The 18957-nt window shown below is 72.3% G+C and carries 15 protein-coding genes and 1 tRNA gene; all 16 read right to left on the bottom strand.

Annotated features, from left to right (window positions below):
• Positions 1-13: 13 nt before the first annotated feature.
• Positions 14-86: transfer RNA gene (locus H6693_02985), tRNA-Gly, on the bottom strand.
• 35 nt (positions 87-121) lie between these two features.
• Positions 122-1039 carry a tRNA (adenosine(37)-N6)-dimethylallyltransferase MiaA gene (miaA, locus tag H6693_02990; protein MCB9515134.1) on the bottom strand — a complete coding sequence of 306 codons (918 nt, stop codon included), beginning with the start codon at positions 1037-1039 and terminating at the stop codon, positions 122-124.
• Positions 1039-2856, bottom strand: coding sequence for a DNA mismatch repair endonuclease MutL (gene mutL / locus H6693_02995; GenBank protein ID MCB9515135.1), 1818 nt, complete (start codon positions 2854-2856; stop codon positions 1039-1041). Before mutL ends, miaA begins: the two co-directional genes overlap by 1 nt.
• A complete protein-coding gene (locus tag H6693_03000) occupies positions 2853-3668 on the bottom strand; it encodes a hypothetical protein (GenBank protein MCB9515136.1) in 816 nt (271 codons plus the stop codon). Before H6693_03000 ends, mutL begins: the two co-directional genes overlap by 4 nt.
• Positions 3668-6283: a DNA mismatch repair protein MutS gene (gene mutS / locus H6693_03005; GenBank protein MCB9515137.1), complete on the bottom strand. Its 2616-nt coding sequence runs from the start codon at positions 6281-6283 to the stop codon at positions 3668-3670. Before mutS ends, H6693_03000 begins: the two co-directional genes overlap by 1 nt.
• Entirely contained in the window at positions 6280-7143 is an 864-nt protein-coding gene (locus H6693_03010; protein MCB9515138.1) for an SPOR domain-containing protein, read from the bottom strand. The genes mutS and H6693_03010 overlap by 4 nt, the downstream gene beginning before the upstream one ends.
• Positions 7124-8290, bottom strand: coding sequence for a tetratricopeptide repeat protein (locus H6693_03015; GenBank protein ID MCB9515139.1), 1167 nt, complete (start codon positions 8288-8290; stop codon positions 7124-7126). The genes H6693_03010 and H6693_03015 overlap by 20 nt, the downstream gene beginning before the upstream one ends.
• On the bottom strand, positions 8287-8643 hold the full coding sequence (locus H6693_03020) for a LapA family protein (GenBank protein MCB9515140.1): 357 nt from the start codon (positions 8641-8643) through the stop codon (positions 8287-8289). The genes H6693_03015 and H6693_03020 overlap by 4 nt, the downstream gene beginning before the upstream one ends.
• A gap of 2 nt (positions 8644-8645) precedes the next feature.
• Entirely contained in the window at positions 8646-9989 is a 1344-nt protein-coding gene (gene miaB, locus H6693_03025; GenBank protein ID MCB9515141.1) for a tRNA (N6-isopentenyl adenosine(37)-C2)-methylthiotransferase MiaB, read from the bottom strand.
• Positions 9986-11377, bottom strand: coding sequence for a tRNA (N(6)-L-threonylcarbamoyladenosine(37)-C(2))-methylthiotransferase MtaB (gene mtaB / locus H6693_03030; protein ID MCB9515142.1), 1392 nt, complete (start codon positions 11375-11377; stop codon positions 9986-9988). The genes miaB and mtaB overlap by 4 nt, the downstream gene beginning before the upstream one ends.
• An 81-nt stretch (positions 11378-11458) precedes the next feature.
• Positions 11459-13156 (bottom strand): 30S ribosomal protein S1, encoded by a 1698-nt coding sequence (locus H6693_03035; protein MCB9515143.1) that lies wholly within the window; start codon positions 13154-13156, stop codon positions 11459-11461.
• 311 nt (positions 13157-13467) lie between these two features.
• The gene (locus H6693_03040) at positions 13468-14832 is read right to left on the bottom strand and encodes a (d)CMP kinase (GenBank protein MCB9515144.1); all 1365 of its coding nucleotides are present in this window, start codon (positions 14830-14832) and stop codon (positions 13468-13470) included.
• On the bottom strand, positions 14832-16148 hold the full coding sequence (gene aroA / locus H6693_03045; protein ID MCB9515145.1) for a 3-phosphoshikimate 1-carboxyvinyltransferase: 1317 nt from the start codon (positions 16146-16148) through the stop codon (positions 14832-14834). Before aroA ends, H6693_03040 begins: the two co-directional genes overlap by 1 nt.
• A complete protein-coding gene (locus tag H6693_03050; GenBank protein ID MCB9515146.1) occupies positions 16148-17263 on the bottom strand; it encodes a histidinol-phosphate transaminase in 1116 nt (371 codons plus the stop codon). The genes aroA and H6693_03050 overlap by 1 nt, the downstream gene beginning before the upstream one ends.
• Positions 17264-17292: 29 nt before the next feature.
• Positions 17293-18015 carry an rRNA pseudouridine synthase gene (locus tag H6693_03055; protein ID MCB9515147.1) on the bottom strand — a complete coding sequence of 241 codons (723 nt, stop codon included), beginning with the start codon at positions 18013-18015 and terminating at the stop codon, positions 17293-17295.
• Positions 18012-18956, bottom strand: coding sequence for an SMC-Scp complex subunit ScpB (gene scpB, locus H6693_03060; GenBank protein ID MCB9515148.1), 945 nt, complete (start codon positions 18954-18956; stop codon positions 18012-18014). Before scpB ends, H6693_03055 begins: the two co-directional genes overlap by 4 nt.
• Position 18957: the final 1 nt, after the last annotated feature.

An 18957-nucleotide genomic window follows, 5' to 3' on the forward strand; every position in this document is an offset into this window, starting at 1 on the left:
CGCTTGGCGACGGAGCGGGAAACGGGATTCGAACCCGCGACCACCAGCTTGGGAAGCTGATGCTCTACCAGCTGAGCTATTCCCGCCTCTGACCGGAAGCTAGCAACGCCTTCGCGGACTGTCAAGCCGCCCCGCCCGCCTCCAGCAGCGCGCGCAGCCGCTCCAGCGTGGCCGCGTCGTCGGGATCGAGCACGGCGTCCGCCCGCCCCCGATTGCGGAACCAGGTCTCCTGCCGCTTCGCGAACTGCGCCGTGCGCAGCAGGATGCGCTCGCGCGCTTCCTCCGCGTCGAGCCGCCCCGCCAGGCGGGCCACCAGCTCCGGGTAGCCCAGCGCCTGGAGTCCGGGCCAGCCGGGATCGGCCCCGCCCGCCAGCAGCGCCTCCACCTCCTCCGGCCAGCCCCCCGCCAGCATGGCGTCCAGCCGCCTCGCGATGCGCTCCCTCAGCAACGGCCGCTCCACCCGCAGCCACACCCGGGTCCACGCGATGTCCACCGGGGCCTCGCGACCCTCGGCATGATGCGCGGACAGCGGCCGCCCCGTGGCCAGCGCCACCTCGAGCGCACGCGCCACGCGCTGGCGATCGTTGGGATGCAGACGCGCCGCGCTCTCGGGATCCAGCGCGGCGAGGCGGGCGTGGAGCGCCGGCCCGTCGTCCGCCGCGAAGACCTCGCGAAGGGCCGCGAGTTCGGCGGCCGGGATCTCGGCCGGAAAGAGACCGGCCCAGAGGCTCTCGAGGTAGAAGCCCGTCCCGCCCACCACGAGCGCCGCCGGACGATCCTCGCGCCGCAGCAGGCCCAGCGCTTCCTCCGCGAAGGCGCGCGCCGACCAGCGTTCGCTGGGCGCGAGGAAGTCGACGCAGTGATGGGGAACGCGCGCCCGCTCGTCCGCCGTGGGCTGGGCCGTGCCCACGCGCAGGCCGCGGTAGATCTGGCGGCTGTCCGCGCTCACGATCTCGCGCCCCGCCGCCTCGGCCAACGCCAGCGCCAGCCCGCTCTTGCCGGTGGCCGTGGCGCCCATGATGACGAGCACGCGGCGCATCAGCGCGGCGGCGCGTCACCCAGCTCGCCGGGCACGCGGCGATGGAAGCGCTTCTCCAGCTCGTCCATGCTGATGCGGATCACGATGGGGCGACCGTGCGGGCAGGTGTAGGGATTCTCCGTGCCGAAGAGCTGATCCACCAGGTGGCGCATCTCCTCCTCGCGCAGGGGTTCGCCGGCCTTGATGGCGCTCTTGCAGCTGAAGCTGATCAGCGCGCGGTCCCGCCGCTCGGCGAGCCCGCCGCTCTCGGCGATGACCTCGTCGAGGATGTCCCGGATCACGCGCCCGCCCTCCCAGCGCCGCAGCGTGTCGGGGATGCCCGTCACCTGCAGCGTCGTCGCGCCGAAGGGCTCGATGCGAAAGCCCAGCTCCTCGAAGAAGACCGCGAACTCCTCCCAGGCCGCCATCTCCGTGGGTCCCAGCTCCACCGTGTGCGGGAAGAGCAGCCCCTGCGTGCCGGCGCGTTCGCCGGACAGCGCCGCTCGTGCGCGGTCGTAGATCACGCGCTCGTGCGCGTTGTGCTGGTCGATGATCACCAGTCCGCCGCGGATCTGCGTCAGGATGAAGGTGTCGTGGAGCTGCCAGAAACGTCGCTCCTCGCGGTCGGGCTCATGATGGCGCGCGTCGGCGCTCTCGCCCAGGCGCAGGAAGCCCGGCTCCCGGGCGCTGCGAGGCTGCGCGGGCCGGCTGCCCGCGGGCAAGGTCAGTTCTCGCTGTTCGGGCGCCGGGGCCGGCGCCGCCGCGAAGCCGGTGGGCTGGTTGACGCGCTGCGCGCCGAGCAGCGGCGCCTCGCGGCTCTCCAGATGGCGCTTCAGGCCGCCGCGCTCGCCGATGGCCGCCCGCAGCGCGCTGCTGACGAGGTGGTGGACCAGACGCCCGTCGCGGAAGCGCACCTCGCGTTTCGCGGGGTGGACGTTCACGTCCACGCTGCCCGCGGGCGCCTCGAGGAAGAGCAGCACCGCGGGGAAGCGGCCGGGCGCGAGGACGTCCGCGTAGGCCTGCGCGATCGCGTGGCTCACCTGCCGGTCCTCCACGGGCCGGCGTCCCAGGTAGAGGAACTGGTGGCTGCGGTTGCCGCGGCTGACCAGGGGCAGCGTGGCGAGGCCGCGGAGGCGGAAGCCGGCCTCGTCGGCGCTGACGTCCACCATGTGTCGCGCCGTCGTCTCGCCCAGCACGGCCGCCGCGCGTTCGCGCGCGCTCGCCACCGGCGGGTAGTGCGACAGCTCGCGACCGCCCTCGCGGAGCACGAAGCGCAGCTCGGGATAGGCGAGCACCGCGGTGGTCCAGACGTCCAGGAGCCGACGCTTCTCGCCGCTCTCGGTGCGCAGGAACTTGCGCCGCGCGGGCAGATTGCCGAAGAGCTCGCGCACCGTGACCGTGGTGCCGCGGCCGCGCGCCGCCGGCCGCGGGTTCGTGGCCTCGCCGCCGGAGAGCGCCCAGGCGCTGTCGTCGTCCTCCACGCGGCTGACGATCTCGAGCAGCGACACCGACGCGATCGCCGCCAGCGCTTCGCCCCGGAAGCCCAGCGTGTCGCCGCGCGCGAGGTCCTCGAGACCGCGGATCTTGCTCGTGGCGTGGCGTTCGAGGGCGAGGGCGAGTTCGTCGCGGGGGATGCCATGGCCGTCGTCGGCGAGGCGCAGCAGCGCGATGCCGCCGCCCGCGATCTCCAGCTCCAGGCTGCTCGCGCCCGCGTCGATGGCGTTCTCGAGCAGCTCCTTGAGCACGGAGGCCGGCCGCTCCACCACCTCGCCGGCGGCGATGCGGTTGACCGTCTCCGGGGACAGCGCCCGGATGCTCTGCCGTGTGGGTGGGTTCACGCGTCGTCCTCGGCGCCGCTGTGCTCCAGCTTGCGCTGGAGCCGCTTGAGGGCCAGCTCCACGAGCGCCTTGCCCTGCTCGCCGTCGCGCGGGAAGCGCGCCTGGCCCGTGGCCACGGTCCACGGTCCGCCCGGCTGACCGGCCAGCGCCTCCAGCAGCGCCGCCTCGAGGCGGCGACGCAGCGCGCTGGCCTGCTCCAGGGTCTCCGGCGCCAGATGGAGCAGGTAGCCCTCGCGCGCGAGGCCCCAGGAGTCGCAGGCGCGTCCCAGGCGGCCCGGCAGGCCACGCAGCGGCTCCTGGACGAAGGCGCGCTCATCCAAAGGCCGGCCGGCCGCGTCCAGCACGCGCAGGATGCTCAGGGTGAAGCCGAGATGGTAGCGCTGGCTGCGCTGGATCTCCCGCTGCAGCTCGCGCGGAAAGGCGGTGAAGGGGCTGGCCGACGCGCCAAGCGCCTGGTCGACCTGCTGGCGCAGCGCCGGGGGCGGCGGCGCAGGGGCGCCGGGCGCCGTCGCCGGACGCTTCATGGCGGGGCGCCAGCGCGCTTCCGCGTCGGCGAAGTCGAGCACCGGCGTCGCCCCCGCCCGGGCGCGCCAGGGGCCGGCGCAGACCCAGAAGTCCGCGGCGGGGGTGCGCTCGCCGTCCGCGCCCGTGAGGAGCGGCAGCCCGCTCACCGCGGCCAGGGTGGCGGTGACGGAGTCCGGATCCGAACTGCCCAGCGCCACCACGTCGGCCAGCGCGTCGCCGCGGAGGCGTTCGTAGAGGGGCAGCAGGCGCTCGTCGTCTCCCGCCAGTATCACGCGTTCGGTGGCCATCAGCTCTCGCCGTCCAGTCGCTCCCGGAGCCGGTGCAGGAGGTTCAGCGCTTCGAGGGGCGTCATCGCCGCCGGGTCGATCCCGCGCAGGGTTTCGAGCACGGGATGCGCCGCGCCCCCGAAGAGCTCCATCTGCGCGCGGGCCGGGGCCGGGGCCCCGGGCGCGGATCCATCCATAGTCTGGCTTTGCTCGATCCAATGCAAGAGCTGAAAGGCCCGCTGGATCACGCTGGGCGGGAGTCCGGCGAGCCGCGCCACGTGGATGCCGTAGCTCCGCTCGGCCGGCCCGCGCTCGATCTTGCGCAGGAAGACGATCCCGTCCGCCCACTCCTTCACCGTGACGTGGTAGTTGGCCAGCCGCGGCAGATCCTGCTCCAGGCGCGTCAGCTCGTGGTAGTGCGTGGCGAAGAGCGTCTTGGGACGGCGACGCTCCTCGGCGTGGAGGTACTCGAGCACCGACCAGGCGAGGCTGAGGCCGTCGTAGGTGCTCGTGCCGCGGCCGATCTCGTCCATGAGCACGAGGCTGCGCTCGCCGAGGTTGCGCAGGATGCTGGCGGTCTCCTCCATCTCGATGAGGAAGGTGCTCTGCCCGCGCGCCAGGTTGTCGCTGGCCCCCACGCGCGTGAAGATGCTGTCCACCAGCCCCACGCGCGCGGCCGCGGCCGGCACGAAGCTGCCGAGCTGCGCGAGGATCACGATCAGGGCCGTCTGCCGCAGGTAGGTGGACTTGCCGCCCATGTTGGGCCCGGTGATCACGTGGATCTGCTCGCGCTCGGGGTGCAGCGTGAGGTCGTTGGGGATGAAGTCGCCCTCCAGCAGCGCCTCCACCACCGGGTGACGTCCCTCGGTGATCTCGAGCAGCGGCTCGTCGAGCAGCTGCGGCCGGCAGTAGCGACGCCGCTCGGCGAGCGTCGCCAGGCCGCGCAGGACGTCCACCGCCGCCAGCGCGCGCGCGTTCGCCTGCAGCGCCCGGTGCTCGGCGTAGGCCGACGCGCGCAGTGCCTCGAAGAGCTCGGCCTCCCGCCGCAGCCGACGCTCCTCGGCGCCGAGGATCTCCTCCTCACGGCTCTTCAGCGCGGGCGTCACGTAGCGCAGGCTGCCGGTCAGCGTCTGCCTGACGACGTAGTCCTCGGGCACCTTGTCGGCCTGCCCCCGGCTGACTTCCAGGTAGTAGCCGAAGACCTTGTTGTAGCCCACCTTCAGCTTGGGGATGCCGCTGCGCTCCCGCTCGGCCTCCTGCAGCGCGAGGATCCACTCGCGGCCGTCGTGCGCGAGCGAGCGCAGGCGGTCCAGTTCGGGATCGTGGCCGTCCGCGATCACGCCGCCGTCGCCCAGCTTGGCCGGCGGCTCCTCCACCAGCGCGCCCTGCAGCAGCGCCGTGAGCTCGGCCAGCGGGTCCAGCGCCGCCTCGAGCTCCCGCAGCAGCGGACTCGCCGCCTGCGCGAGCAAGCCCTTGAAGACGGGCAGCTCGGCCAGGCTGTCGGCGAGGGCGCGCAGGTCGCGTGGACGCGTCTGTCCGCTGCCCAGCCGACCCACCAGACGCTCCAGATCCGGCAGCCGCCCGAGCAGCTGCTCCAGTTCGCGGCGCAGCTCGAGCTGCCCGAGCAGCTCCGCGACGGCGTCCAGGCGCGCGTCGATCGCCGCGACCTCCAGCAGCGGCGAAAGCAGCCAGCGCGAGAGCAGGCGCGCGCCCATGCGGGTGCGGCAGTGGTTGATCTGCGCGAAGAGCGTCGCGCTGAGGTCCTCGCCCCTGAGCGGCCGCATGAGCTCCAGGTTCTCCACCGTCACGCGATCGAGAACCATGCACTCTTCCTGGCGGAGGAACTGCACCTGATCCACGTAGGCGAGATCGCCGCTCTTCAGCTCGTGGAAGTAGCCCAGCAGTGCGCCCGCCGCGCGCAGCGGCGCGCGCTCGTGCTCGCGGAAGCCCAGCACGGCGCTGCGCCCCACGGCGAAGTGCCGCGTGAGCGCGCGCTCCGCCTCCTCGGCGAGGAAGTCCCAGGCCCGGCGCGGCGTGATGTGCAGCTCCGGATAGAGCGCGCGCATCTCGGCGAGCCAGCGCTCCTCGTCCAGGCCCTCCGCGTGCAGCAGCTCGCGCACCTGGAAGCGGCCCGGCAGGCCGAGCACCACCGCCGTGGGATCTTCCCCCACCAGCAGTTCGCCCGTGGCGATGTCCCCGAGCGCGTAGCCCAGACGGCCGTCCTCCGCCTGCTGCACGGCCAGGCAGTAGTTGCCGCGATCGGCCGGGAGGAACTCCTCGATCGCCACCGTCCCCGGCGTGATCACCTCGGTGACGGCCCGCTCCACCACGCCCTTGGCGAGGGCGGGGTCTTCCACCTGCTCGCAGATGGCCACGCTGTGCCCCGCCCGCAGCAGCCGGTGGACGTAGGTGTTGACGGCGTGATAGGGCACGCCGGCCAGCGGGATCGGCTCGCCTTCGCTCTTGCCGCGGGTGGTGAGGGTGATGCCGAGCACCTTGCTGGCGACGACCGCGTCGTCGTAGAAGGTCTCGTAGAAGTCGCCCATGCGGTAGAGCAGGATGCGCCCCGGATGCTCGCGCTTGATCCGGTGGTACTGCTCCATCATGGGGGTCATGCCGCGGGCCGCGCGGCTCATGGCGACGCTCCGGACTCCTCGCTGCGATGGAGCACGAAGTCGAGGCCGTAGCGCTGGCGCAGGCTCTCGCCGAGCGCGCGGGCGTCCGCCTCGGCGTCGTCGGGGAAGGGCGGCGAGCAGACGCGGAAGAGCTCGCGGCCGTCCTGCCGGAAGCGCAGCAGCTCCGCCTGCTGACCGTAAGCGCTCACGGCCTCGCGCAGCCGGCGCGCGCCCTGCACGTCACGGAAGACGCCCCACTGCACGCGCAGGCCCCCGCTCGCGGGCTCCACCCTGGAACCCGGCGCGCCGCGATTCGCGGAGAGCGTCTCGGGCGCCGGCAGGTCCTGCAGCAGTTCCAGCGCCGCGGGCGCGAAGACCGACCCCGGCTCGCGGCCCAGCAAGGCGTTCAGCGCGCTCCGCGCCCCCTCGCTCTCGTCGAGCGCCTGATCGGCGCGGGCCCGCCAGTAAACCGACTCGCCATCCCCGCCCGGCCAGGCCTTCCCCCAGCGCTCCCGGTCAGCGGCCGACCAACCCGACGGGTCCCGCTGCAGGGCGAGGAGGAGCCGCAGCCCGGAGGGCAGGTCGTCCCGGCCCCCGAAGCGCTCGGCGGCGAGATCCCCCTGCCCGAGCGTGAGCAGCGCCCGCGCCACGCGCGCCGCGTCGGCGGGGCCGAGCAGGGCGGGGTTGCCGTCCGTGACCTCGCGCGCCAGCGCGCGGTAGAGACCGGCGGCGAAGCGGTAGTCCCGGGCCGCCTCGCCGCTGAGGCTCTGGGGCGCCACCGTGGCGGGCGGCTCGGGCCAGGCACCGGCCCAGGCCCCCGCGCCGACGAGCAGCAGACCCGCGGCCAGCAGGACGGTCAGCTCAGCGCGCCGACTTCGCACGGGCTTCCTCGCGGACGGCGTCGTAGCTCTTGAAGGCATGGCAGGTGGGACAGTACCAGCGCGCGCGGGCGCTCTCCGTGCCGCAGGTCCGGCAGCGGTAGGTGCGCGGGCGCGTGGGCAGCTCGCCCGCCCAGCGCTCGAGCCAGCGCCGCGCCCGCTCGGGCTGCCCCCACTCCAGCAGCAGCGCGGCGGCGCGGCTGGCGGTTCCGGCGTCGGCGTCGAGGCTCGGCTCCAGCAGATTGACGGCCTCGTCGCCCCGCCCTCGCTTCTGGAGGATCCGCGCCAGCGCGAAACGCGCCGGCCAGAACTCCGGCTCGCGGCTCAGCACTTCCTGGTAGACGAACTGGATCTCGTGATAGCGCCCCAGCTCGAAGAACTGCTTCTCCATGCGGGCGTAGTCGTCCTCGGAGCCCGGCTGCCCGGTGAGCGCGAGGCGCTGCAGCGCGTCCGCGGCCTCCTGCTCCTGGTTCTGCTGCAGCGCGAGATCCACGGCCAGCCGCAGGGCCGGCAGGCAGTCCTCGTCCAGCTTGAGCGCGGCGGCGACGGCCTTCTGGGCCTCCTTGTGCCGCTGCTCGCCCATCAGGCGGCGCGCCAGCTCGCCCTGCAGGATCGCGAGCTCGTCGGGCTTGGGCGTGCCCTCCAGCCGGTGGGCGCGCTTGAGCGCGTGCTCGGCCTTCTCGCCGTCGAGCTTGCGCAGGTAGACCTGGCAGAGGCGGCGGTAGATGGCGGGGTCGCGGCCGTCGAGCTTGCGCAGCTCCTCGAGCTGGCCGAGGGCGTCGTCCCAGCGGCCGGCGGCGAGGTAGTCCTCCGCCAGGCCGCGCAGGATGCGCTGGCGCACGGCGGGGCTCCAGTTGCTGTTCACGGCCAGGGAGCGATGCAGATGGATGGCCCGCTTCACCTGCCCGGCGGCGCGGGACAGCTCCGCGAGGCGCAGGTAGGCGTCGACGCCCCCCTGCCCCTCCTGCACGGCCGCCTGCAGCTCCGTGGTGGCGCGGTCGGCGTCGCCGTCGGCCAAGGCCTCGAGGGCCGCCAGGTGATGATCGTGGGTGGAACTCGACGGCCGCGCCTTCAGCTGCCGGCGGTAGAAGAGCAGCAGGCCCGCCAGCAGCAGGAGCAGGCCCGCACCCAGCCAGGCCACGGCGCTCACCGCTCACCCACCTCGCCGGCGTAGCTGCCCTGGCTGTCCTCGAGGTCGACGTCGACGTCATCGAGGGACAGGTTGCGCAGGTCGCGCAGCTCGCGGTCCTTGTCGCCGGTGAGGCGGCGCAGCCGACGGATCTCGGCGCGCAGCCGCCACTCCCTCGCGATGGAGAACAGGTAGTAGAAGAGCACCCCGAGCAGGAAGAAGGTCACCATGACCAGGGGCAGCGGACTGTTGTAGAAGGTGTAGCCGCCGCCGAACCAGTACTGGACCCGCACCGTCTCGCCGGCGTTCAGCATGCCGAAGAGCAGGACGATGGCGATGGCCGCCACCACGAAGAGTCGCTGCAGGATCCACATGATCAACCTCCCGGGGCGGCGTCCACCAGGTCGGCCAGCAGGCTGCTGCCGGCGATGGCCCGGGGACGCACCCTGACGCGGGTCCCCAGGCGAAGCTCGGGACGGGCCTCGACGATCACCCGCAAGTTGTTGCGGGTACGGCCTCGCAGGCGAGTCTCATCCTTTTTGCTGGGTTCATCAAGCAGTATCTCCAGCGGCCGCCCGAGCCGCGTTTCCAGGAGTTCCCGCGTCTTTCGGTCCTGCAGTTCCATGAGGCGCGCGAGGCGCTCCTCCTTGACCTCCGCGGGCAGATCCTCGTCCGCCCGGCGCCAGGCCAGCGTGCCCTCGCGCGGCGAGTACTTGAACATGAAGGCCGAGATGAAATCCTGCCGCTCCACGACGTCGAGCGTGGCCTGGAAGTCCGCCTCGGTCTCGCCGGGGTAGCCCACGATGATGTCGGTGGAGTAGAGCAGGTCGTCGATCGCGCGCCGCCCGCGCGCGAGGATCGACTCGTACTCCCCGATGCTATAGCGGCGGTTCATAGCCTTGAGGATCGCGTCGCTGCCGGACTGGAAGGGCAGGTGGATGCCGGTCCCGACCTTTGGCAAGCTGCCAATGCGATCGAACAGCGCCTCGGTCATGTCCGTGGGGTAGCTGGTCATGAAGCGGATGCTCTCGATCCCCTCCACCGCGTGGACCTTCTCCAGCAGGCCGGCGAAGTCGACGTCCTCGAACCGGTAGCTGCTGATGGTCTGCCCCAGCAGGGTGACCTCGAAGCCGCCCTGCGCCGCCACCATCTCCACCTCCTCCAGCACGTGCCGCCAGTCCTTGCTGCGCTCGCGCCCGCGCGTGAAGGGCACCACGCAGTAGGAGCAGAACTTGTCGCAGCCGTGCATGACCGCCACGAAGTGGCTGCCCCCGGGCGGCGCGAGCTTGGGCTTGGCCTGATAGGTGACGACGTGGTCGAAGTCCGTGAAGTAGTGCTCTTCCCGCGCCTCGGTCTCGGCGTCCACCTTGGCCAGGATCGCCGGCAGACGCTTGTACTGCTGCGGGCCGACCACGAAGTCCACGCGCCCCCGCGTACCGCCGATCAGCGTGGGGCCGAGACGCTGCGCCATGCAGCCCACCACGCCCATGAGCAGGCGGCTGTCGCGGCCGCGGCGCAGGCCGTCGAGCTGGTTGATGCGTCCCAGCACCCGCTGCTCCGCCTGATCCCGCACCGAGCAGGTGTTGATGATGATGAGGTCCGACTCCTCCGGCCGCTCCACCTTCTCCAGCCCCTCGGCCTCCAGCACGCCCTCGATGACCTGCGTGTCGTAGGCGTTCATCTGGCACCCGTAGGTCTCCACGTAGAACTTGCGGCTCATGCTCGCATCCTTTCGGCGTCGGGAACGCCCGCGGCCGGCCGCGCGTCGGCGACGACGTCGCCGCGGAGGCGCTTGCCACCCGGCTCGACGTCCACCACGCGCACGCGCGCCAGGGCCCCGCCCTCCAGCGACGGCGCCGCGAAGCGGACGGTCTGGTAGTTCTCGCTCGTCCCCGTCCACACCCCGCCGGACCGGCGCTGCTCCGCCACGACGCGCAGCTCCCGGCCTCGCTGCCGGCCGCGATACTCCGCGCCCTTCGCCGCCAGCAGCTCGCGCAGCGCCAGGCTGCGGGCGGCCATCTCGCGCGGGCTCGCCGCCGTCGGCATCGCCGCCGCGCGCGTCCCCGTCCGCGCCGAGAACGGGAAGACGTGCCCGTAGGCCAGCGGCAAGGCCGCCACCGCCTCGAGCCCGCGCGCGAAGGCGTCCGCGTCCTCGCCCGGATGGCCGACGATGAGGTCCGTCCCGAGGCAGGGGTCCGCGAGGTCGTCCACCAGCGACTCCAGCAGCTCGCGATAGTGCGCGAAGCGATAGGGTCGCTTCATGGCGCGCAGCACGGCGTCGTCGCCGCTCTGCAGCGAGATGTGGAAGTGCGGACAGAGCCGCGCCGGCTCGGCCGCGAAGAGCGCGCGCAGCCGGGGTGTGAAGTGCCGCGGCAGCATGGAGCCCAGACGGAAGCGCAGCCGCCGCGTGCCCGCCAGCAGGAGCTCCAGCAGGTCGGCGAGGCTGCGCGCGTGGCCGTCGGGGTCGCGGTAAAAGCCCAGCTGGATGCCCGAGAGCACCAGCTCGCGATAGCCGTGCTCCTCGAGCAGGCGCGCCCGCGCCAGCGTCTCCCCGGCGGCGCGGCTGCGGCTGTTCCCCCGCGCGGCCGGCACGATGCAGAAGCTGCAGCGCAGGTTGCAGCCGTCCTGGACCTTGAGGATGGCCCGGCCGCGGCCGTCCAGGCGCGTGATGGGCGCGTCCTCCACGCGGTCGCCGAAGGCCTGCAGCACGCTCCCCGCGAGACTCCCCGGCGCCGGCGAGTCCAGCAGCGCCGGGATGCGCGCCTTGGCGACGTTGTCCACCACCAGGTCCACGCCTTCCAGCGCGGCGCTGCCCGCGGGGTCCACCTGGACCCGGCAGCCGGTGACCAGCACGCGGCCGTCCGCGCTGGCGCGGCGCGCCCGCGCGACGAGCTTGCGCAGGTCGCGGTCGGCGCCGTCGGTCACCGTGCAGGAGTTGATCACCGTGAGGTCGGCGGCGTCACCGAAGGGCACCAGCTCCCAGCCGCGCGCCAGCAGCGACTCCAGGATCACCTGGGTCTCGTACTGGTTGACCTTGCAGCCCTGGGTGACCAGGGCCACGCGGCCGGGGGCGCGAAGCCCCTCGGCGTGTCCGGGCGCGCCGGCCATGGCGCGTCTCCCTTCGTCAGACCCTGCAAAAAAGGGGAGGTCCGGCGCAGGCCCGACCTCCCCTCACACTGCGAAACCCGATCAGTCGTTCTCGGACGCGTCCGCGATCGCCTCGTCGACGTCCGCATCGAGATCCACGTCCATGTCGTCGTCGCCGTCGCTCTCGGACTTCTCCGCCGGCGTGAAACGAGGCTGGCCGAACTTGTCGAGGTACTCCTTGAGCGCCTCGGTGCCCTCCTCGCGCAGGCGGTCGCCGACGGACAGGACGATGCGCCGGCCCTCGTGATCCACCTTGATCACCTTGGCCGGAATCTCCTCGCCCTCGGCGAAGTGCAGCTCGGGCTGCTTGATGTTCCGGTCGCCCAGGTGGCTCACCGGAATGAAGCCCTCGACGCCGTCCTCGACCTCCACCACCACGCCGCGCTCCAGCGGACGCACGACCTTGGCGTCCACGAAGGTGCCCTCGCCGTACTTGGTGCTCAGCTCGAGCCAGGGATCCGGCGTGAGCTGCTTGATGCCGAGGCTGATGCGGCGGATGTCCTTGTCGATGGCCAGGATCACGACCTCGATCTCGTCGCCCTTGTTCAGCATCTCGCGCGGGTGACGGATGCGCTTGGTCCAGCTCATGTCGCTGATGTGGACCAGACCGTCGATGCCCTCCTCCAGCTCCACGAAGGCGCCGAAGTTGGTCAGGTTGCGCACCTTGCCCGGCACGATCGAGCCGATGGGGTACTTCTCGTCGAGCGTGTCCCAGGGATCCGGCTCGGTCTGCTTGAGGCCGAGGCTGATCTTCTCGTTCTCGCGGTCGACGGAGAGGACCTTGGCCTCCACCTCCTGCCCGATGCTGACGATCTTGCTCGGGTGCTTGACGTGGCGCGTCCAGCTCATCTCGCTGATGTGGATCAGGCCCTCGACGCCCTTCTCCAGCTCCACGAAGGCGCCGTAGTCGGTGATCGAGACGACCTTGCCCTTGACCACGGACTCCACGGGGAACTTGTTCTCCACGTTGTCCCAGGGGTAGGGCGTGAGCTGCTTGAGGCCCAGGCTGATGCGCTCGCGCTCGAGATCGATGTCGAGCACCTTGACCTCGATGTCCTCGCCGATCGTCACCAGCTCGCTGGGATGGCTGATGCGGCCCCAGCTCATGTCGGTGAGATGCAGCAGGCCGTCGATGCCGCCCAGGTCCACGAAGGCGCCGAAGTCGGTGATGTTCTTGACCGTGCCCTTGCGCACCTGGCCCTTCTCCAGCTCCTGGATGATCTGGGCCTTGAGGCGGTTGCGCTCCTCCTCCAGCACCGTGCGCCGGCTCACGACGATGTTGCGGCGCCGCTTGTTCAGCTTGATGATCTTGAAGGCGAAGGTCTGCCCCAGGAGCGCCTCGAGATCGGGCACCTGGCGCAGGGCGACCTGGCTGCCGGGCAGGAACGCGTCGACGCCGAGGAAGCGAACCACGAGACCGCCCTTGATCCGGCGGTCCACCACGCCCTCCATGATGTTGCCGGTGTCGTAGGCGTCCTTGATCGTGTCCCAGACCTTGAGGAAGTCGGCCTTCTCCTTGGACAGGACCACGAGGCCGTCCTGGTCCTCGAGGCTCTCGAGGAAGACGTCCACCTCGTCGCCGATGTTGATCGGCTCGCTGCCGAACTCCGAGCGCGGGATGTAGCCCTCGCTCTTGAAGCCGACGTTGATCTGCACCTCGTTGTCGCCGACGTGCAGGATGCTGCCCTTTACGATCTCGCCCTCCTTGATCTCCTTGAGGGTCTGCTCGTACTGGAGCATCTGCTCCTCGAAGCTGACGTCGCGACGGATGCCGCCCTCGCCCGTCCCCAGTTCCTCCACCTCGAGGCCGAGGCGCTGGTTCAGCAGGCGGTCCTTGCGCGGAGCGGTCGCCGCGCCGGACGTGGATTCGCTTTCACCCCCCTTCAGGGTCATTTCGGAGCTCGCCTGGGTCTCGCCAGGGCCCTGGGGGGTCGTCTGTTCGAAGTCCATGTACGCGTTTCCTCCTGATGGGTGAATGGCGTTAAGCCCGGCCGGAGCCGGGCAACCCGCTGACAATAGGCCAACTTGGCCCCGATTGCAAGGGGGTGGGGCTAGCGCGGGGAGGGGTCGAAGGCGCCGCCGGCCTCGTCCTGGAGCCGGGCGATCTCCGCCATGACCCCCTCGCCGAAGAGATCCAGCAGCTCACGGCCCCGGTGGCCCTGGGCGGCGAGCGGCGCGATGTGCAGCGGGCGGCCGATCCAGACCTCCACGCGCTCCCGCCGGAGGAGCGCCCGCTTCCAGCGGGTGCTGCCCTTGACGTAGACCGGCAGCACCGGCGCCCCGCTCTCCTTGGCCACCAGGCCCATCCCGAACTTGGCCCGGCCCAGCCGCCCGACGGGCTTCCGGGTGCCCTCGGGGAAGAAGAGCACGGCGCCGCCGGCCTGGATCCGGCGGCGCAGGACGTCGAAGCAGACCCGGTCGAAGGTCCCCCGCCGGATCGGCACGGCGTTGAAGTAGCCGATGAGCGCCCCGAAGGGCTTGAACGCGAAGAGCTCGCGCTTGGCCACGAAGGTCATCTCCCGCGGGAGCCCGCTGCCCACCGCGGGGGGATCCAGCCAGCTGATGTGGTTGCTGGCCACGATCAGCGGCCCCCCCATCGCCGCGCGCTCGGCGTGCACGTAGCGCAGGCCGAAGAGCAGGCGGAGCGTCAGCCGCACGAAGCTCCAGGCGAGTCGGTAGCTGAGCCGCATGCGCGGCACGGCCGCGTTCCCCCCGGGGGCATGATAGAGCAGGGTCTCGGGATCCACCCGCGCGGCGGGCCAGCGCTGCTCGGCCAGGCGCAGGACGGCCTCCACCTGCTCCTCGATGCTGAGCCGGCTGTTGTCCAGGACCACCGCGCCCTCGGGCTTGACCAGCGGCGAGTGCGAGCGCCCCGCGTCCTTGCTGTCGCGGGCTTCGAGCTCGGCGGCGACGACCGCGTCCTCCACGTCCCGCCCCCGCTCGGCGAACTCCTCGGCGCGCCGATGCGCGCGCACCTGGGGATCGGCCTCCAGGAAGACCTTGAGGTCCGCCTCGGGGAAGACCACGCTGCCCATGTCGCGTCCCTCGGCGATCACGTTGCGCCCGCGCGCGTAGTGCCGCTGGAACTCGACCATGTGGGCGCGCAGGGACGGGAGGGCGCTGAAGTCGCTGACGCGCGCGGTCACGGCCGCGTCGCGGATCTCGTCGCTCACGTCCTCGCCGTCGAGGAGGATCTGCACCTGCCCGCGGCGCACCCGGTAGCGCAGGTGCAGCGAGGCCAGGAAGGCGCTCAGCGCGGGCCCTTCCTCGGCGGCGAGTTCCTTGCGCAGCGCCGCCAGGGTCACGCCGCGATAGAGCGCGCCGGTGTCCAGGTAGTCGAGGCCCAGCCGCTCGGCCACGGCCCGGGCCGTGGTGCTCTTGCCGCTGGCGGCGGGGCCGTCGATGGTGATGAGCATCAGCCGTCGCCGTCCTGGGCCAGCGCGCCGTCGGAGAAGCGGCGCAGGAGACCGGGGAATTCGGGGAAGCTCGTCGCCACGCAGGCCGTGCCGTTCACGCGGCTGTCGCCCCGGCACAGCAGGCCCAGGACGCTCGCCGCCATGGCGATCCGGTGGTCGCCGGCGGCGTCCACCTCCGCGCCCTTGAGCCGCGCGCCGCCCTCCACCTCGAGCGTGTCGTCCACCACGCGCGCCTTCGCGCCGAAGGCCTCCAGCAGCGACGCGGTCTGGGCGAGGCGATCGCTCTCCTTCACGCGCAGCTCGCCGAGCCCGTGGAAGCGGCTCTTTCCCTGCGCGCGCGCGGCGAGCACGGCGAGGATGGGAATCTCGTCCACCAGGCGCGGCACCTCGTCGGGCGCCACCTCCACCGCCTCCAGCGCCGAGTGCTGCGCCAGCAGGTCCGCCACGGGCTCGCCGGCCTCCTCGCGCGGATGGTAGAGCGCGAAGCGTCCGCCCATGCGCTCGAGCACGTCGAGGAAGCCGGTGCGCGTGGGATTGACGCCCAGATTCTTGATGAGGACGTTCCCGCCCTCCACCAGCACGCCCGCCGCGATCAGGAAGGCCGCGGAGGAGATGTCCCCCGGCACGTCGAGACTCACGCAGCGCAGGCTCTGGGGGCCGCTGAGGCGGAGCCTGCCGTCGCCGTCCGTGACGATCTCCGCGCCCATGCGCCGCAGCAGGCGCTCGCTGTGATCCCGGCTGAGGACGGGCTCGCGGAAGCTGCTCGCCCCCTCCGCCTGCAGCGCCGCCAGCAGGAACGCGCTCTTGACCTGCGCGCTCGCCACGGGGCTGACGTAGTCGCAGCCCGCCAGCGCGCCGCCCTGCACGGTGACCGGTGCGGTGCCGCCGTTGGTCAGCGTGACCGTCGCGCCGAGGGCCGCGAGCGGCGCCTGGATGCGGGCCATGGGGCGTCGGCGCAGGGTGTCGTCGCCGTCCAGGGTGCTGGCGAACGCCTGCGCCGCCAGCAGCCCGCAGGCCAGGCGCAGGGTGGTGCCGGAGTTGCCGGCGTCGAGCGTGCCGTCGGGGGCGCGGAAGCGTCCTCCCCGGCCGGTGATTCGCCAGGCGCCCTTCTCCCCCTCCACGGGTTCGACGCGCGCGCCGAGGGCCTCCACGAGAACACGGCTGCGCGCGCAGTCCTCGCCGGCGTTGAGGCCGCGCAGCACCGCCTCGCCCTCGCCGAGGGCGTTGAAGAGGAAGGCGCGGTGCGTGAGCGACTTGTCGCCGGCGGCCTGCCAGCGACCGCGGAACTTCTTCGCGGGACGGATGCGGTAACTCATCAGGCGGTGCGACTCTCCTGCAGCAGATCGCTCACGGCCGCGAGCAGACGGCGGTTCTCCGCCTCCAGCCCGACGCTGATGCGCACGGCGTTCATGTCCGTGCCGAAGCTGCCCATGGGGCGCACGATGACGCCCTTCGCCAGCAGCCGCTCGTAGGCGAGCGCGGCGTCCATCGGGAGGAAGGCCATGACGAAGTTGGTCTGGCTGGGCAGCACGCGGCAGCCCATGGCGGCGAGTTCGCGCTCCAGCAGCGCGCGGCCGCGACTGTTCTCCTCGCGGATGCCGCACAGACGCGCGCTCTCGCCGAGCGACGTCACCGCCGCCGCCTGGGACAGCGAATTCACGTTGAACGGCGGCCGCCCGCGCTCCAGCAGCGCGCGCAGCTCCGGGTGGCAGATGCCGTAGCCGACGCGCAGGCCCGCCAGCGAGTGGATCTTGCTGAAGGTGCGCAGCACGATGAGATTCGGATGCGCGTCCAGCCACTCCAGCGTCTGCGGGTAGTCCTCGGCTTCGACGTACTCGTAGTAGGCCTCGTCCACCACCACGAGCACGTCCTTCGGCAGCGCGCGCACGAAGTCGCGCAGCTCGCCCGCCCGGGTGTAGGTGCCCGTCGGGTTGTTGGGATTGCAGACGAAGACCAGCTTCGTCCGCGCGTCGACCCGCGCGAGCATGGCGCCGAGGTCGTGGCGGAACTCCGCATCGCAGGGCACCGGGCGACCCTCGCCCGGCGACAGCCGCGCGACGATGTCGTAGACCACGAAGGACGGCGTCGCGTAGACGAGGTTCTCCCCCGGCCGCACGAAGATCTGCGCCAGCAGGTAGAGGATCTCCACCGACCCGTTGCCGATGATGATGCGCGCCTCGTCCACGCCCAGCTGCCCGGCGAGGGCGCGGTGCAGATGGTAGGCGCTGTCGTCCGGGTAGCGGTTGAGCTCGCGGCAGCCGTGCGCCAGCACGGCGAGCACGGACTCGCTCGGCGGGTGCGGGTTCTCGTTCGAGGCCAGCTTGATGATGGTCTCCAGCCCCCGCTCCCGCTGCAGCTCCTCCACCGGCTTGCCCGGCACGTAGGGCCGCACCTGCAGGATCTCCTGCCGCGCCAGCGTCTCGAAGTTCATCGTCCCTCCCTCGGGGTGTCGCGACGACTCTAGCGCAGCCCCACGGACCGTTTCAACGCCTGCAGTTCGCGGCCGCTGAGTTCGCGCAGCTCGCCCTCGCGGAGCGCGCCCAGGCTCAGGGCGCCCAGGCGCACGCGGCGCAGATCCGTGACCCGCCGCCCCATGGCTTCGAACATCCGGCGGATCTGCCGCTTGCGCCCCTCGGCGAGCACGACCTCGTAGTTCGCGCGCCCCGGCAGCGGACGGATGCGGCAGGGCCGGGTGGGGCCGTCCTCGAGCGGAAGCCCTGCGGCGAAGCGCCGCTGCTGCGTGGCCGTGATGGGCAGGTTGATGCTCACGCGATAGGTCTTCTCGACCCCGTAGCGCGGGTGCGTGAGGCGCAGCGCGAGGTCGCCCTCGTTGCTGAGCAGGAGCAGGCCGCGGCTGTCCTTGTCGAGCCGCCCCACCGGATAGAGGCGCTCCGTGATGCCGGCCTCGCGCGCGAGATCCAGCACGGTGCGGCCGCCGCGCGCGTCGCTGGCCGCGGAGAGCACGCCGCGGGGCTTGTTGAGGAGCCAGGTGCGGGGCGCCACGGCGGCGAGGGGCTTGCCGTCGAGCGTGACCCGGTCCTGCGCGGGATCGACGCCGCGCGCGGGATCGTCCACGGTCTCGCCGTCGATGGCCACGCGGCCGCTGCGCACGATCTCGTCGCAGCGGCGTCGGCTGGCCACGCCGGCCAGGGCCAGGAAGCGGTTGAGGCGGACGGTCTTCAATCCTCGCGGTCGCCGTCCGCCGCGGCGGCGAGCTCGTCCAGCGCGTCGTCGGCCTCGGCCGGCGTCGGCGTGAGCGCGCGCGCGAGGCGCGACAGCGTGCCGCCTCCGTTGCCCGCCGCGGCGGCCACCGCCGCCATCGCCATGGCGGGCGCCTCGGCGAGTTCCGCGCGCTCCTCGGCCAGCGCGGCGTCCATGACCGCGCGATGCTCGGGCAGTTCGCTGGCCCCCTCCCCGTCGACCGCCGCGTCCTCGACGTCGCCCTCGGCCTCGGCGTCATCCTCGGGGACGATGTCCTGCGCCTCGCCCAGGGCCTCCCGCTGTTCGGCGATGACCGCGGCGATGGCGTCCATGCCCTCCACCAGCCGCTCGCGGCGGGCGTCGGCGGGCACGGAGCTGTCCTCCTCGTCCTCGCGCGTGTTCAGCAGGGCCTCGATCTCCGTGAGCTTGGGCAGCTCCTCGAGGCTGTTGATGCCCAGGTGCGACAGGAACTCCTCGCTCGTGCTGTAGAGCAGCGGGCGGCCCAGCGTCTCGGCGCGACCCGTGATGCGGATCAGGTTCCGCTCCATGAGCGTGGCGAGCGAGCCGCCGCAGTTCACGCCGCGCACGGCTTCCACGTCCACGCGGGTGCAGGGCTGACGGTAGGCCACCACGGCCAGGCACTCGAGCGAGGCCCGGCTCAGGCGCACGCGGCGCTGGCCCTTGAGCAGCGTTTCGATGTGACGCGCGTGCTCGGGCCGCGTCAGCACGCGCCACCCGCCGCCCAGCTCGCTGAGCTGGAAAGCGTGGCCCGCCGCGTCGTAGTCCGCGGCGAGCTCGGCGAGGATCGCGCGCAGTCCCTTGCGGTCCGTGGACGGCAGGATGGACTGCAGCTGAGGCAGGGACAGGGGCTCGGGAGAGGCAAAGAGCAGCGCCTCCACCGTCCGCTTCAGGTCGGCTTCCATT

The sequence above is a fragment of the Candidatus Latescibacterota bacterium genome, from assembly GCA_020633725.1.
Taxonomy (GTDB): domain Bacteria; phylum Krumholzibacteriota; class Krumholzibacteriia; order JACNKJ01; family JACNKJ01; genus VGXI01.

Bases quoted from the DNA above. Each gene is read 5' to 3' on its own strand.
- H6693_03040 (MCB9515144.1), bottom strand. From the start codon at position 14,832: ATGCTCATCACCATCGACGGCCCCGCCGCCAGCGGCAAGAGCACCACG.
- miaA (MCB9515134.1), bottom strand. From the start codon at position 1,039: ATGCGCCGCGTGCTCGTCATCATGGGCGCCACGGCCACCGGCAAGAGC.
- mutS (MCB9515137.1), bottom strand. From the start codon at position 6,283: ATGAGCCGCGCGGCCCGCGGCATGACCCCCATGATGGAGCAGTACCAC.
- H6693_03035 (MCB9515143.1), bottom strand. From the start codon at position 13,156: ATGCTCCAGTACGAGCAGACCCTCAAGGAGATCAAGGAGGGCGAGATC.
- H6693_03050 (MCB9515146.1), bottom strand. From the start codon at position 17,263: ATGAACTTCGAGACGCTGGCGCGGCAGGAGATCCTGCAGGTGCGGCCC.
- scpB (MCB9515148.1), bottom strand. From the start codon at position 18,956: ATGGAAGCCGACCTGAAGCGGACGGTGGAGGCGCTGCTCTTTGCCTCT.
- mtaB (MCB9515142.1), bottom strand. From the start codon at position 11,377: ATGGCCGGCGCGCCCGGACACGCCGAGGGGCTTCGCGCCCCCGGCCGC.
- H6693_03000 (MCB9515136.1), bottom strand. From the start codon at position 3,668: ATGGCCACCGAACGCGTGATACTGGCGGGAGACGACGAGCGCCTGCTG.
- H6693_03020 (MCB9515140.1), bottom strand. From the start codon at position 8,643: ATGTGGATCCTGCAGCGACTCTTCGTGGTGGCGGCCATCGCCATCGTC.
- aroA (MCB9515145.1), bottom strand. From the start codon at position 16,148: ATGAGTTACCGCATCCGTCCCGCGAAGAAGTTCCGCGGTCGCTGGCAG.
- miaB (MCB9515141.1), bottom strand. From the start codon at position 9,989: ATGAGCCGCAAGTTCTACGTGGAGACCTACGGGTGCCAGATGAACGCC.